10 protein-coding genes are annotated in these 14890 nt (G+C 68.1%); 8 read left to right on the top strand and 2 right to left on the bottom strand.

Going from position 1 to position 14890, the window contains the following annotated elements; all coding sequences use genetic code 11:
- Nucleotides 1-49: 49 nt before the first annotated feature.
- The 7 genes from WT60_RS30500 (at nucleotide 50) to WT60_RS30465 (ending at nucleotide 10802) form a co-directional block, all read left to right on the top strand.
- Nucleotides 50-934 (top strand): hypothetical protein, encoded by an 885-nt coding sequence (locus WT60_RS30500; protein WP_059579609.1) that lies wholly within the window; start codon nucleotides 50-52, stop codon nucleotides 932-934.
- Nucleotides 934-2040, top strand: a complete 1107-nt coding sequence (locus WT60_RS30495; RefSeq protein WP_060356628.1) for a 3-oxoacyl-ACP synthase III family protein — start codon at nucleotides 934-936, stop codon at nucleotides 2038-2040. Before WT60_RS30500 ends, WT60_RS30495 begins: the two co-directional genes overlap by 1 nt.
- Entirely contained in the window at nucleotides 2030-3028 is a 999-nt protein-coding gene (locus tag WT60_RS30490) for a ketoacyl-ACP synthase III (RefSeq protein ID WP_059579613.1), read from the top strand. The genes WT60_RS30495 and WT60_RS30490 overlap by 11 nt, the downstream gene beginning before the upstream one ends.
- 5 nt (nucleotides 3029-3033) lie before the next feature.
- Nucleotides 3034-3930, top strand: coding sequence for an MBL fold metallo-hydrolase (locus WT60_RS30485; protein WP_038752845.1), 897 nt, complete (start codon nucleotides 3034-3036; stop codon nucleotides 3928-3930).
- A gap of 129 nt (nucleotides 3931-4059) precedes the next feature.
- The gene (locus tag WT60_RS30480; RefSeq protein WP_060356629.1) at nucleotides 4060-7929 is read left to right on the top strand and encodes an AMP-binding protein; all 3870 of its coding nucleotides are present in this window, start codon (nucleotides 4060-4062) and stop codon (nucleotides 7927-7929) included.
- A gap of 13 nt (nucleotides 7930-7942) precedes the next feature.
- Complete coding sequence (locus tag WT60_RS30475) at nucleotides 7943-10078, top strand: hypothetical protein (protein WP_059579622.1); 2136 nt, start codon at nucleotides 7943-7945, stop codon at nucleotides 10076-10078.
- A gap of 352 nt (nucleotides 10079-10430) precedes the next feature.
- The gene (locus WT60_RS30465) at nucleotides 10431-10802 is read left to right on the top strand and encodes an MAPEG family protein (protein WP_038752831.1); all 372 of its coding nucleotides are present in this window, start codon (nucleotides 10431-10433) and stop codon (nucleotides 10800-10802) included.
- A 212-nt stretch (nucleotides 10803-11014) separates the two neighbouring features.
- Here WT60_RS30465 and ahpF read toward each other — a convergent pair whose 3' ends face one another.
- Both ahpF and ahpC read right to left on the bottom strand, forming a co-directional pair.
- Nucleotides 11015-12622 carry an alkyl hydroperoxide reductase subunit F gene (gene ahpF, locus WT60_RS30460; RefSeq protein ID WP_059579629.1) on the bottom strand — a complete coding sequence of 536 codons (1608 nt, stop codon included), beginning with the start codon at nucleotides 12620-12622 and terminating at the stop codon, nucleotides 11015-11017.
- A gap of 146 nt (nucleotides 12623-12768) precedes the next feature.
- A complete protein-coding gene (ahpC, locus tag WT60_RS30455) occupies nucleotides 12769-13332 on the bottom strand; it encodes an alkyl hydroperoxide reductase subunit C (protein WP_038752835.1) in 564 nt (187 codons plus the stop codon).
- Nucleotides 13333-13552: 220 nt separating this feature from the next.
- Between ahpC and WT60_RS30445 the strand changes: the two genes are divergently transcribed.
- Nucleotides 13553-14773 carry an ISL3 family transposase gene (locus tag WT60_RS30445; RefSeq protein WP_100185282.1) on the top strand — a complete coding sequence of 407 codons (1221 nt, stop codon included), beginning with the start codon at nucleotides 13553-13555 and terminating at the stop codon, nucleotides 14771-14773.
- The last annotated feature ends 117 nt before the right edge of the window (nucleotides 14774-14890 follow it).

The raw sequence follows: 14890 nt of genomic DNA, 5'->3' as shown, positions 1-14890 counted from the left end.
GCCGGCGTTCGGCGCCGGCAACGCCCAATTCAATCAACATCGAAGCGACATGAAAATACTAGGAGCGGGTATTGCGGTATCGGACGGCGCGAAGCACGCGCTGCCGTTTGCGAACGACTATGCGGTGAAGGCGGCGAGGCAGGCGCTCTCGAAGGCGCGCTGCCTGCCGTCGGAGCTCGATCTCATCGTCAGCCTGTCGGTTTCCCCGAACCGGATGGCGGACGCGGCGCCGATCGCGGGGCCGCGGCTCGCGCATCCGGTGCAGCGCGATCTGCGCGCGTCCAACGCGGCCGTGTTCGATCTGCTCGACGCGGACTGGACGCTCGCGCTCGATCTCGTGCGGAGCCATTGCCGGCAGCTCGGCTACCGCCGCGCGCTCGTCGTGAGGGCGGAGGCGCTCGCCGACGTCGAAGGCGCGGAGTCCGGCGGCTATGCCGACGGCGCGGGCGCGATCGTGCTCGCGCCCGGCCGCGACGATCGCTACCACGCGAGCTATGCGGACCTCGACGCGCCGAGTCTCGCGACCCTCGGCGCCGTGCCGGCGCGGCACATGCATGAAACAGGCATCGTCGCGCGCTTCGACGGCGGCTTCGATCCGGCCACGGGCCGTTTCCGCACGCAGCCGAGCAATGCGGACGCGGCCGTGCGCTCGGTCGTCGGCGACGTGAGAAGCAAGATCGACGCGCCGGTATCCGAACTGTTTCGTGAATCGTGGCTGCGGGGCTGGCTGTCCGACGAGCCCGGCTTCGCGAGCGAGACGCGCGTCGACATGATCGACGGCGCCGCCGACATACCCGCCGCGTTCCAGCTGCCCGCGTGGCTCGCGACCCGCGCGGCCGCCTCCGCGGGCGTGCGCGGCGACGCGCAGGTCGTCGCCGCGCTGACGCTCGACGCGTTCAAGCCGCGCATCGCATGCATCGCAATGGAGGTCTGATGTCCTACAACGTTCGTATGGCCAGTCTGGCGTGCAATCTGCCGTCGCGCTTGCTGCGCAACGACGATCCCGCATTCGACGACGTCGAGCCGATTCCGTCGGAGTGGTGGCACTTCTGGGGAATCAAGTCGCGCTATGTGATCGATCCGCGCGCGGGCGAGTCCGAGCTCGCGATGGCGGAGCATACCGCGCGCCAGGCGCTCGCGCGCGCGGGCGTCGATGCGGCCGATCTCGATCTCGTGCTGTTCAACATCACGTCGCCGTACGTCAACGCGGAAGGCGGCGCGAGGCGGTTCGCGCCGCGGCTCTCGCGCACGCTGCGCGAACGGCTCGGCGCGCGTCGCGCGCTCGATGCGGACGTCGAAATGGAATGCGCGAGCTTCGTGCTGCAGATGCAGATCGCGACGAACCTGATCAAGCAAGGGCGCGTGAAGCGCGCGCTCGTGTGCTCGTCGGAGCGGATGTCGGGCGTCGTCGATTACGCGAGCAAATCGTCGACGACGTTCGGCGACGGCGCGGCGGCCGCCGTGCTCGTCGCCGACGCGCACGATCCGCAGGGCGCGGACTGGCTGAGCGCCGTCTATCGCAGCGACGCGACGCACTACGATCTCGCGACGATGCAATGGCGCTACCCGAGGCCCGCGGCGAACCGCGAGGAAGCGGAGCGTCAGGCCGAGCGATTCGGCGCGTATTTCACGCTGAAACCGGAGGCGCAGGAGCAGATCGCGCGCTTCATGCCCGAGGCGATTCCCGACATCGTCGAGCGGCTGTTGCGCAAGAGCGGCGCGAGCGCGAACGACATCGACGCGATGGTGTTCCATCAGCCATCCGAGATTCTCGTGCGCGCGTGGGCGCAGCGCCTCGGCCTCGCGCCGGATCAATACGTGATTCGCCTCGCCGATTGCGCGTGCCTCGTGTCGGCCGCGGTGCCGCTCGCGCTCTATGAATCGATTCGCAGCGGCGTCGTGAAGCCCGGCTCGCAGGTGGTGATCGCGGGCGCGGGCGCCGGCTGGGGGTTCGGCGCGCAGCTGTGGCGGTGGGGCGAAACGGTCGTGACCGATGCGGATTCGCCCGTCCAAGCCGCGGAGGCCGACCATGCCGCGTAACCTCGTCATCGCCGGGCTCGGTCATGCGCTGCCGGAGCGTATCGTCGACAACGACGAAGTCGCGAGCGTCATCGACACGAGCGACGAGTTCATCCGCACCCGCACCGGCGTGCGGCACCGCCGCTATCTCGCGCCGGGCCAGCAGCTCGCGGACCTCGCGTGCCCGGCTGCCGAGCGGGCGATGGCCGACGCGGGCGTCGCGCCCGCCGACATCGATCTGCTGATCGTCAACACGCTGTCGCCGGATCATCACGATCCGTCGCAGGCGTGCTACATCCAGCCGAGGCTCGGGCTGCGCGAGATTCCGTGCTTCGACATCCGCGCGCAATGCAGCGGCGGACTGTACGGGATCGAGATCGCGCGACACTTCCTCGCGAGCGGCCTGTATCGCAACGTGCTGCTGATCTGCGCGGAAGCGCTGTCGCGGCGAATCGACACGAGCAACGCGGGCCGCAACCTGTCGATCCTGCTGAGCGACGGCGCCGCCGCGATGGTGCTGAGCGCGCGGGACGACGCGACGCGCGGCCTGCTCGATCTGTCGCTCGGCGCGGACGGCACGCAGTTCGATCTGCTGCAGACGGAAGCGCCGGGCGCGAAGCGGCCGAACTTCATCGACGCCGACGACATCGCGGCCGGCCGCCACTGCTTCCGGATGCGCGGCGCCGACATGTTCGCGGACGCGACGCGCCGCATCGTCGACGCGTGCCGGCAAATGCTCGACAAGCACCGGCTGACGCTCGGCGACATCGGGCTCGTCGTGCCGCACCAGCCGAACCTGCGGATCATCGACGCGGTGATCGAGCAGCTCGGCCTGCCGCGCGAGCGCTGCATGATTTCCGTCGAGGATCTCGGCAACATGGCGAGCGCCGCGTTTCCGGTGGCGCTCGCGCTCGCGCGCGAGCAAGGACGAATGCGCTCCGGCCAACTGAACCTGTTCGTGACCTACGGCGCGGGCGCGACGTGGGCGTGCGCGCTCTACCGGAGCTGAACGACATGCGGCACAGCACCCCTGGCTGGATCGATTCGCAGCTCGCCATCGTCGGCGACGCGGACGTGCCGCTGTACGTGGTCGTCAACGACGAGGCCGCGACGCTCGTCGAAGGCGGGCTGAGCGGCATGACCGAGCTCGTGTGGCGTCAGCTTCACGATCTGCTGAAGGACTACGGCGGCATCCGGCATCTGCGCTACTGGCTGATCACGCATTCGCACTACGACCATTGCAGCCTGCTCGGAACCTTGCAGCCGCGCATGCCGTGGCTGCATGTCGTCGGCTCTCCCGATACCGCCGACGCGCTGCAGAGCCCGTCCGCGCGCCGCACGATCAGAAAGCTCGACGCTCAGGCGTCCGTTGCGTGGGAGCCGGTCGCGCAAGCCGATCTCGCGGACCTGTCCGACATCCCGCTGCATCCGCTCAATGCGGGCAGGGAGCTCGACATCGGCGAAGGGATGCGGATGCGCGCGATCGCGCTGCCGGGCCACAGCGCCTGCCTGTTCGGCTATCACTGCCCGCAGCTCGATCTGCTGTTCGTGTCGGACGCGCTCGGCGAATACCACGGGCCGGCGCAATGGCTGCCGCTCGTGTTCGAGGATCTGTCCGCGTATCGGCAGTCGCTCGGCGCGATCGAGCGGCTGCACGCGTCGCGGATCGCGCTCGGCCATCACGGGATCGTCGGCGGCGACATCGCGCGGCATGCGGTGCGGCACGCGCGCGACGGGCTCGCCGCGCGCGACGACGAAGCGCGCGCGACGCGCGGCGATGCGGCCGCGACGCGCGCGCTCGCGCAGCTATGGACCGAGCGCTACGCGGCGCGCAGCGCGAAAGTGGTGCCGCGCGCGCTGCATCTGAAGAGCATGGAACGAATGATCGACCTGTTTCAGCGCGCCGCGTAGGCGCGCGACCGCCGGCGCGGGCGACCTCTGCGCCGATTGCCCCACCGGCCGGCTCACCTCGGATCTTCGGCGCCGGCCGCCGAACGCTACCACCACGACCGTGGGTTTCATTTTCTGTCGGATGACGTCATGACCACCACCAATCTGCCGAAGACGATCAACGAGCTGCTGCGTTCGCGCGCGGCGAAGAGGGGCGAGAAAGTCGCCTATCTGTTCTTGAGCGGTCAGCCCGACGACGAGCAGCAGCAATCGATCACATTCGCGGATCTCGACCGCTCGGCGCGCCGCGTCGCGCTGCTGCTGCAGCGGCAATCAGTCGGCGTCGGCGAGCGCGTGCTGCTGCTGTGCCGGCCCGGCCTCGACTACATCTGCGGCTTTCTCGGCTGCCTGTACGCGGGCGCGGTTGCGGTGCCGGTCTATCCGCCGCGCAACCGGCAGCACGCGGCGCGCATCGTCGGCATCGTCGAGAGCGCGGGCGCGAAGGCGATCCTCTGCACGGGCGACGATTTCGCGCGCTGCACGAAGCTGCTCGAAGACACCGCAGCGTCGCACGTCGCGCTGCTCGATCTCGATGCCGCGAAGCCGCTCGACACGTCGCTCGAGCCGGCGGACGTCGCGCCTTCTCACGTCGCGTTCCTGCAGTACACGTCGGGCACGACCGGCAAGCCGAAGGGCGTGATGGTCACGCATGGCAACCTGATGCACAACCTCGCGCTGATCGGCGAATGGATGGGCTATCACGAAGAGAGCACGATGGTGAGCTGGCTGCCGCCTTATCACGACATGGGGCTGATCGGCGGCATCCTGACATCGCTGTTCGGCGGCTTCCGTTGCGTGCTGATGGCGCCCGAGCGTTTCATCCAGCATCCGTTCCTGTGGCTGCGCGCGATCAGCGACTTTCGCGCGGACGTGACGGGCGCGCCCGACTTCGCCTATCGGATGTGCAGCCGCCGCATCCCGGACGAGCAGCTCGCGACGCTCGACCTGAGCTGCCTGAAGACCGCGTACAGCGGCGCGGAGTCGGTCCGCTACGGCACGCTCGCGGAGTTCGCTCAGCGTTTCGCGCCGACGGGCTTCGATCCCGAACGCTTCAAGCCTTGCTACGGCCTCGCCGAATGCACGCTGCTCGTCGCGGGGCGCAGCGCGCCGCGGCCGCTGCGCACGGTGTGCGTCGATCAGGCGGCGCTGCAGCGGCAGAAGGTGATGATCCGGCGCGAGTTCGAAGGCCTGTCGCCGCAGATGCAGGAGCGCGACGGCGAGCGCGTGCTCGTCAGCGTCGGCGTGGCGATCGGCGAGCAGCGGGTCGTCGTGCGCGATCTGAACACGAACGAGCGCTGCGCGGCCGACGAAATCGGCGAGATCTGCGTCGCGGGCGAGAGCGTCGCGCCCGGCTACTGGCAGCAATACGAACAGACGATCGCGACGTTCCAGCGCGGCATCGGCGGCGAGGCGGGGCAGGAGTTCGCGGGCACGGGCGACCTCGGCTTCCATCATCGCGGCGATCTGTACGTCACCGGCCGCCTGAAGGACATGATCATCATCGCCGGGCGCAACTACTATTCGGAAGACGTCGAGTACGCGGTGATCGGCAGCCGGCCCGAGCTGGTGCCCAACGGCTGCGCGGCGTTCACGATCGACGCGGGCGACGAGGAGCGGCTCGTCGTCGTCGCCGAAATCGAGCGCACGCATCGCAAGGGCGATCTCGACGCGCTGCTCAAGAGCATTCGCGAATCGATCTGGCTTCGCCACGACATCAGCCCCGGCGCGGTGCTGCTGGTGTCGCCCGGCAGCGTGCCGAAGACGTCGAGCGGCAAGGTGCGGCGCAGCGAATGCCGCACCCGGTTGCGCGACGGCGAGCTGACGGTGCTCGCGCGCTGGGACGCGGACGATCGCATCGCCGACGCGACGCGGGGAGCGGCCACGCCGTCGGCCTCATCGGCCTCGCCAGCCTCGCCGGCTTCGCCGGCCGCATCGGCGCCTTGCGCCGCGTCGGGCGCGAAAGCCGATGCGGCCGACGTGGCCGACCCGAGCGGCGCCGCATCGCCGAGCGCAGCGAAGGTCGAGCAGCTCAAGGACTGGTTGCGCCACTATGCACGCATGCGGATCGATTCGCGAACCATCGACGAGCGCCGGACGATTCCGCCGCACATCGTGCTCGACTTCGGCAACGAAGGGCTGCTCGGCATGCAGATCGACCGCGCATACGGCGGCCTCGGCTTCACGAATCGCGAGATGCTGCAAGTGGTGTCGCAGCTCGCGACGATCGATTCGACGCTGGCATTCTTCGTCGGCCTGAACAATACGCTCGGCATCCGGCCGATCATGCTGCATGCGCAGCCCGCGCTGCGCGACGAGCTGCTGCCGCTGCTCGCCACGGGCCGCACGCTCGCCGCGTTCGCGCTCACCGAGCCGGCCGCGGGCTCGAACGTGCGAGCGATCGGGGCGACCGCGCAGCGCGTCGACGGCGATCGCTGGCTCGTGAGCGGCCAGAAGAGCTGGAGCGGATCGTCGGCGTGGGCGGGCGTGATCAACGTGTTCGCGAAGCAGGCCGACGGCGCGGGGATGGTCGGGCTCGCCGTCAGGCAGGGCACGCCCGGCCTGCGGATCGGCGCGGAAGACCTGACGATGGGCGTGCGCGGCATGATCCAGAACACGCTGCATCTGGATCGCGCGCGCGTGAGCGACGCGTGCCGGCTCGGCGCGCCCGGACAGGGGATGGCGCTCGCGCAGCAGACGATGAATTTCGCACGCCTGGGCATCGGCGCGGTCTGCGTCGGTGGGATGAAGCGCTGCGCGCAACTGATGCATCGCTACGGCGCGCGGCGCCAGATCGGCACGGGCCTGCTGCTCGACAACCCGCTGAGCCGGCAGCGTCTCGGCGATCTGCGGCACCGCATCGACGGCTTGACCGCGCTGATCGACCTGCTCGCCGCCGATTTCGACGCGGGACGCGACGCACCCGAAGACGGCTTGCTGATCGCGAAGATTCTCGGCTCCGAGTTTCTGTCGCAAACCTCCGACGAGCTGATGCAAATGCTCGGCGGGCGCGGCTACATCGAAACGAATCTCGCGCCGCAGATCTTCCGCGACGCGCGGCTGCCGCGGATCTTCGAGGGGCCGACCGAGACGCTGCTCGCGCATCTGGGCAGCCGCGTGCTGAACGGCGGCGACGATCTGCTCGGCTATCTGAGCGAACGAACGGGCGCGGGCGCGCTTGCTTCCGAGCTGCGCGGGCTCGGCGAGCAACTGCTCGAGGACGGGCTTGCGAACGGCGAGCCGCTCGGCGGCGCCGCGCATGCGACGAACTGGGTCAACTACTGGCTCGGCAGCGTCGCGCAGTGGGCGCTGCTGCTCGCGGCCGTCGAGCAGGCCGCGAAACGGCGCGGCGTCGACGCCGCGACGCTCGAATGGGCGCAGAGCCAATACGAGCTCGCAGTCGAGGCGGCGCAGCGTCAGGTCGGCCGGCGGCGCGTATTGTCGAGCGCCGCGCAGCTCGCCGAGTGGGCGCGGCGCGTCGAGCACGAAATCGGCCCGATCGAGCAGACGGTGCCGGGCGCGCAGCAGCGGCTCGATCCGCTGCTGCGCGCCGAGTACGACGCGCGTCCGGACGCGTCCGACGCGGACATCGCGCTTGCCGACGACGCACCGTCACCCGTGGCGGCCGTCGCGTCCGCGCCGATTGCGCCGATTGCGCCGGCCGATCCCGAGCTGAAGCGGGAATACGAGCAATGGCTGGTGACATGGCTCGGCGAGCGTCTGCGCAATCGCCGGATTTCGCTGACGGCCGAGACGACCTTCGCCGACATCGGCCTCGATTCGATCCTCGCTGTCGAGCTGACGATGGCGTTCAGCGACGCGTTCCGCACGACCGTCGACGCATCCGCCGTCTGGGACCACGCGTCGATCGACGCATTGGCGACGCATCTCGCCACCCGAACGGACCAAGGCGCGCGCCCGCACGCGGACGCGGCTCCGTCCGACATTTCTTCTTCCATGTGAGGCGCATCCGATCATGCAGTCGCTTTGTGAACTTGCCACGTCTGCCGGCACCCTGACCGCGCAGCTCGAAAACTACCTCCGCTCGCATGCGAACGACAGCTGCAAGCTGCTCGGCGTGCCGCTCGGCACGCCGCTGAACGTCGAGATCGTCGACGCCGGCGCACCGATCGAAACCCGCCGCGACGTTCAGGCGGCGACGCTGCGCATCGGCAGCGACGACGCGCAGCGCGTGATGGCCTACACGCGCAGTTGCAACTGGGCGAACGGCATCGTGCTCGTGCCGACGCTCACGCGCCTGGTGCTCGCGGGCGCGTTCGACGCCCTGAAGGCCGGCGAGCCCCGCTCGATGCGCGCGTTCGCCGCCACGCGCAAGGCCGATCCGACGCTCAACCTCGGCCTGCTGTGGGGCGCGCTGAACCTGCTCGGCCTCGCCGGCTGGGTGACGCTCGGCAGCGGCGACGAGCAGGTCGACTATGCGCTGACGCCGGCCGGCGCGTGCGTCGTCGAGTGCGTGAACGCGCAGCGGCCGCTCTTCACGCGATTGGCCGACGCGACGTCGATGCTGCAGCACCTGCATGCGCTCTGCCATCGTCGCCGCACGGACGACGACGAAAGCGCGCTCTACGCGGATCTCGCGCGCATCTGCGTCGAAGGGTGGCCGCTGCCGGAACCGCGCGACGGGCTCGAGCGGCACGTCCACGCGCAGCTTCGCACCGCGATGGACGGGCTGCTGCTCGGCCCGACGTGGGTCGCGCTCGACATGCCGGTGTTCGAGAAACAGGGCAAGCAGCAAGGCAAGGCCGCGCCGAGCTTCTTCGAGGCGTTCGACGCGCAGCGCGACTGGGTGTCGGCCGCCGATGCGTGGCCGCACGCGGACCGCGTCACGCTGCGCGCCGCCTGGGCGCTGATGCGTCACGCGGGCGCGGCGGAAGTCGAGGCCGACGGCGCGCGCGTGCGGCTCAACGAAGCGGGCCGGATTCATCGGCCGATCGCCGCGCCGTATGCAGGGCTCGCCGCGTCGTATCTGCGCTCGTATGCGCTGCTCGATGAACTGCTGTTCGGCGATCCCGATCCGCTCGACGTCGATCGCGACGGGCACGTCGATCGCGTGATGAACGTGTATGCGTCGAGCGGCGCCGGGTCGGGTCCGGCGTCGAAGGAAATCACGACGAAGATCATTCGGCGCCTGTTCGACGACACGCCGCTCGACCAGCAGCCGGCCGGCATCTCCGACATGGGCTGCGGCGACGGCAGCGCGCTTCGGCGCCTCGCGCAATACGTGATCCAGTCGACGCGGCGCGGCCGGCATCTCGCCGAGTATCCGCTCATCGTGATCGGCGCGGACTACAACGAATCGGCGCGCAGCCGCGCGGCGGACACGCTGTCCGAGCTGAGCGACGTGCCGGGCGTGCACGTGCGCGTGATCGACGCGGACATCTCGCGGCCCGATCGCTACGACGAAGCGGTGGCGGCGAGCGGCCTGACGCTGAAGGCTCCGGACGGCAGCCGCCGCGCGGCGCGGCTGAGCGATCTGCTGCACACGTTCATGTTCCTCGTGCACAACCGCCGCCTCGGCGTGCGCAGCGGCGACGCCGCCGACGCGATTCTCGAGCGCCATCTGCGGCAGGTCGATCGCGCGCATCTGCGCAGCGTCGTCGAGCGTTACTATCCGGGACAACTGACCGTATCGGACGATGCGGCGCTGCCGGTTCCGCTTGACGAGATCAAGCGTGCGTTTCGCGTCGCGTACAGCGATGCCGAAGGGCTCGTGCCCGGCTACGTCGCGGCCGCCGACCTGATCGATTTCGTCGCGCGCTGGAAGCCGCACGCGAAGCACGGCTTCCTCGTCGTTGAAGGGCACAGCCCTTGGGCCGCGAGCCTGCTGGACGACGCGGTCGCCGAGCCGGGGCGCTGGACGCGTACCGAGCAATTGCCGTCGGTGTTCAATTGGGGGATGCACTTCCTGTCGCGGCAGTTCATGGCGCCGTTCGACGAATTCATGCTCGCGATGTGCATGGCGGGCCTGTGCCCGCGAGACGCGATCCACGGACGCATTCACCCCGAGGGTTTCCCCGGGCCGGACCTGTTGAGCGAATACCGGTTCTTCAGCATCGCCGACTATGTCGCGTTCGACGCGGCACATGCCTGACGCGGCTCGCCCGCCGATTTCGGCGGGAACGCGGCGCGCGCAACGCGAGCGCCTTTCGTCCGTTTGCGGCGCTCGTCTTCCGGGCGGCGCAGGCAGACGGCGTGCGTGCGCGTCGCATGCCGCCGCGCGCCGCGCGCCGTGCGGCATGCGATGCCTTGCACGATGCCGCACGCTTGCTTCCTAGACTTCGTATTCGACATCGGTTCGAGCGAAATCCGCCTGTTTTTTCCCGTCGATCCCGTTGCCGCGCCGATGCGATGCCGTATAGTTCGGCTGGCGCGGCGGCGAACCGTGCCGCGCTTCGATCGCGACAATTTAACCGGTTCACCATAATCAATAGGGGAGGGGAAACATGACGGTGTCGCAAACTTGCCTGCTGATCACCGCACTGACGCCGTTCGTCTGGACGATGTGCGCGAAGTCGGGCAAGCAGTACGACAATCACGAGCCGCGCCGCTATCTCGCGCAACTCGAAGGCTGGCGGGCGCGCGCGTTCGCCGTGCATCAGAACTCGTGGGAGGCGCTCGCGCTCCTCACCGCGGCGCTCGTCGTCGCATGGCACAACGGCGCGAACGCGCAGCGCGTCGATCAACTCGCGGTCGTTTTCGTCGCGTCGCGCGCACTGTACGGCGTGCTTTATCTGCTGAACTGGGCGACGCTGCGCTCGCTGGTCTGGACCGTCGGCTTTGTTTGCGCGGTCTGGCTGTTCTTCGTCGCGCCCTGAGCGCGCACGTTCGGGGCCCGCTCGATGCCGGCGTCGCGAGCGGCCGGCGGGGCGGGCGGGGCGTGCTTTGGATGCTTCTCCGGCTCGACACGATGCACGAACGCTCGATGCGCCGGGCCATCGCGGCTCGGCATCAAAAAAAGCCCTCGTCACGATGCTCTCCACATCGCCACGAGGGCCAACGGTAGTGGGTAGAACGAATGGCGCGCGGGTCAGGCGGCGACGCTCTCCGCGCTCGCCGCGGCTTCGACGTCGGCCGCCAGCCCCGCATCCGCTTCGCTGCGGATCAGGTAGTCGAACGCGCTAAGCGAAGCCTTCGCCCCCTCGCCGACCGCAATCACGATCTGCTTGTACGGCGCGGTCGTCACGTCGCCGGCGGCGAACACGCCCGGCACCGACGTCGCGCCGCGCGCGTCGACGACGATCTCGCCGTGCTTCGACAACTCGACCGTTCCCTTCAGCCATTCGGTGTTCGGCACGAGGCCGATCTGCACGAACACGCCTTCGAGCTCGACGCGCTTCGCCTCGCCGGTGCGCATGTCCTCGTAGACGAGCCCGTTCAGCTTCGCGCCGTCGCCCGTGAGTTCGGTCGTGCGCGCCTGCATGATCACCGTCACGTTCGCGAGGCTGCGCAGCTTGCGCTGCAGCACGTCGTCCGCGCGCAGTTGCGCGCCGTATTCGATCAGCGTGACTTCGCGGACGATGCCGGCGAGATCGATCGCCGCTTCGACGCCCGAATTGCCGCCGCCGATCACGGCGACGCGCTTGCCCTTGAAGAGCGGTCCGTCGCAATGCGGGCAGTACGCGACGCCGCGGTTGCGGTACTCGCGCTCGCCGGGCACGCCGATTTCGCGCCAGCGCGCGCCCGTCGCGAGCACGACGGCCTTCGCCCTCAGCACCGCGCCGCTCGCGAGACGAATTTCGTGGACGCGGCCCGGGACGAGCTTGTCCGCGCGCTGCACGTCGATCACGTCGACTTCGTATTGCTTCACGTGCTGCTCGAGCGCGGTGGCGAACTTCGGCCCTTCGGTTTCCTTCACCGACACGAAGTTCTCGATTGCCATCGTGTCGAGCACCTGCCCGCCGAAGCGCTCGGCGACGACGCCCGTCTCGATGCCCTTGCGCGCCGCGTAAATCGCGGCCGCCGCGCCCGCGGGCCCGCCGCCGACGATCAGCATGTCGAACACCGGCTTCGCCGCGAGCGCCTGCGCCGCGCGCCGGCTCGCGCCGCTGTCGAGTTTCGCGAGGATCTCCTTCACGCTGCTGCGGCCCTGGCCGAACGTTTCGCCGTTCAGGAAAATCGTCGGCACGGCCATGATGCGGCGCGCTTCGATTTCGTCCTGGAACAGCGCGCCGTCGATCATCACGTGGCGGATGCGCGGATTGACGAGCGCCATCACGTTGAGCGCCTGCACGACCTCCGGGCAGTTCTGGCAGGTGAGCGAGATATACGTTTCGAACGCGTAATCGCCGTCGAGCGCGCGGATCTGCTCGATCACGTCGTCGTCGAGCTTGAGCGGATGGCCACCCGCTTGCAGCAGCGCGAGCACGAGCGACGTGAATTCGTGGCCCATCGGAATGCCGGCGAAGCGGATGCCGGCCGCCTTGCCGGGCTCGCCGACCGAGAACGACGGCTTGCGCTCGGCGTTGTCGCGGCGCTCGACGACGGCGACTCGCGGCGACAGCGACGCGATCTCGTCGAGCAGCGCGCGCAGCTCGCGCGACTTGTCGCCGTCGTCGAGCGTCGCGACGAGCTCGACCGGACGGGTGATCCGCTCGAGGTACGATTTCAACTGAGTCTTGAGATTGGCGTCCAGCATGACGATTCGGATTCCGTAACGAGAATGGGCCGCACGCGCGGCCGTCGCGCGATGCGATACGGCGACGGACGCAGCGGTGCGGGGCGCGGGCCGCTGCGAGACGCGGCCTGCTTGACGCGCACGGCGGGCACTGCCGCCGCGCGGCTTCAGATCTTGCCGATCAGGTCGAGCGACGGCGTGAGCGTGTCGGCGCCCGGCGTCCATTTGGCGGGGCAGACCTCGCCCGGGTGCGCGGCGACGTACTGCGCGGCCTGGACCTTGCGCAGCAGCTCGCCCGCGTCGCGGCCGATGCCGTTGTCGTGGATCTCGCACAGCTTGATCTCGCCTTCCGGGTTGATCACGAACGTGCCGCGCAGCGCGAGGCCTTCTTCCTCGATCAGCACGTCGAAGTTGCGCGAGATCGCGAGCGTCGGATCGCCGATCATCGGATACTTGATCTTCGAGATCGTGTCCGACGTGTCGTGCCATGCCTTGTGCGTGAAGTGCGTATCGGTCGACACCGCGTAGATTTCAACGCCGAGCTTCTGGAATTCGGCGTAGCGGTCTGCCAGATCGCCCAGCTCCGTCGGGCACACGAACGTGAAGTCGGCCGGATAGAACACGACGACGGACCATTTGCCCTTCAGGGTCTCGTCGCTGACTTGCACGAAGTCGCCGTTGTGATACGCGGTGGCCTTGAACGGTTTGATCTGGCTGTTGATGATCGGCATTTGCGCTTCCTCTTGAATCGGTGTGTGATCAGGAAGCGCCAGTATGGCGATGGGGTGCGATTCTGTGAAATTGCTTGTTTCAATGATCGGAATCGGTATTTCCTATCCGGCCGGCCCGGACGCGAGAGGGCGAAAAAAAGGTTCATCGCAGGAAACCGTGGAGGGTTTTCGAGCGATTGCATAATCTGACACCTGATTTTGAGGATATCGGAGGAAGCAATTGCTCGATCGAAAGGCACTTCAGGCACTGGGCTGCTGGACAGGTTATCGGCTGGAACGTGTGGAATGGCCACAAGGAGAAGAGCGCACGCTATCGCTGTATCTGAAGCCGGTCAGCAAGGTCATGTACTGCGAGCAATGCGGTGCACGCTGCCAGCAGATCCACGAGACGACGGTTCGTCGAGTGCGCGATTTGCCGCTGTTCGAATACCGGGTGGTGCTGCACGTTCCCCGTCGCCGGGTCTGGTGCGAACACTGCGGCGGCCCGCGACTGGAGAAGCTGGCGTGGCTGGGCCGCTACCAGCGAGTGACGGAGCGGTTCGCCAAAGCCTGCGAGAAGCTGCTGCAGGCCGCCAGCGTGCAGGCGGTAGCGGCCTTTTACGATTTGGGTTGGCACACGGTCAAATCGATCGACAAGATGCGCTTGCGAGCGCGTGTGGCCGAGCCGGACTGGTCGGCGATCCGCTATCTGGCGATGGACGAGTTCGCGCTTCATAAGGGCCATCGCTACGCCACGGTGGTGGTTGATCCGATCGGCCGGCAGGTGCTCTGGGTCGGGCCCGGACGTTCACGCGAAACGGCGCGAGCCTTCTTCGAACAACTGCCTGAAGGCGTGGCCGAGCGCATCGAAGCGGTCGCCATCGACATGACCACGGCCTATGAACTGGAGATCAAGGAACAGTGCCCGCAGGCGGAAATCGTCTTCGACCTGTACCACGTCGTGGCCAAGTACGGGCGCGAGGTGATCGATCGGGTACGAGTGGATCAGGCCAATCAACTCCGGCATGACAAGCCGGCGCGGAAGGTGCTGAAGTCCAGCCGCTGGCTGCTGCTGCGCAACCGTCATAACCTGAAACCCGAACAGGCCGTGCACTTGAAGGAGCTGCTGGCCGCCAATCAGTCGCTGTTATGCGTCTATGTGCTGCGCGACGAACTCAAACGGCTCTGGTTCTACCGCAAGCCGGCCTGGGCGGAAAAGGCCTGGGAGCAATGGATCGAACAGGCTCAGCAAAGCGGGATCGCCGCCTTGCAAAAGTTCGCCGAGCGCTTGCAGAGTTACTGGCACGGAATCGTGGCCCGCTGCCGCCATCCGCTCAATACCAGCATCGTTGAAGGCATCAACAATACGATCAAGGTCATCAAGCGTCGTGCTTACGGGTACCGTGACGAGGAGTACTTCTTCCTCAAGATCCGCGCCGCGTTCCCCGGAATTCCGCGATGAACCAAAAAAAAGGCGGCGCATCGAGGATCGAGATGCGTCGCCCAATGCGGATATCGAGGGAATATCCGCAAGCACGCTATGTAAGGCGGCTGCGCGGCGCCGGCTTGCGGCGATGCG

It is taken from the genome of Burkholderia sp. MSMB617WGS (genome assembly GCF_001532025.2).
GTDB classification, from domain to species: Bacteria; Pseudomonadota; Gammaproteobacteria; order Burkholderiales; family Burkholderiaceae; genus Burkholderia; species Burkholderia savannae.
The sequence above is the reverse complement of the archived record's forward strand: the minus strand, read 5'-3'. Positions and strand labels throughout refer to the sequence as shown.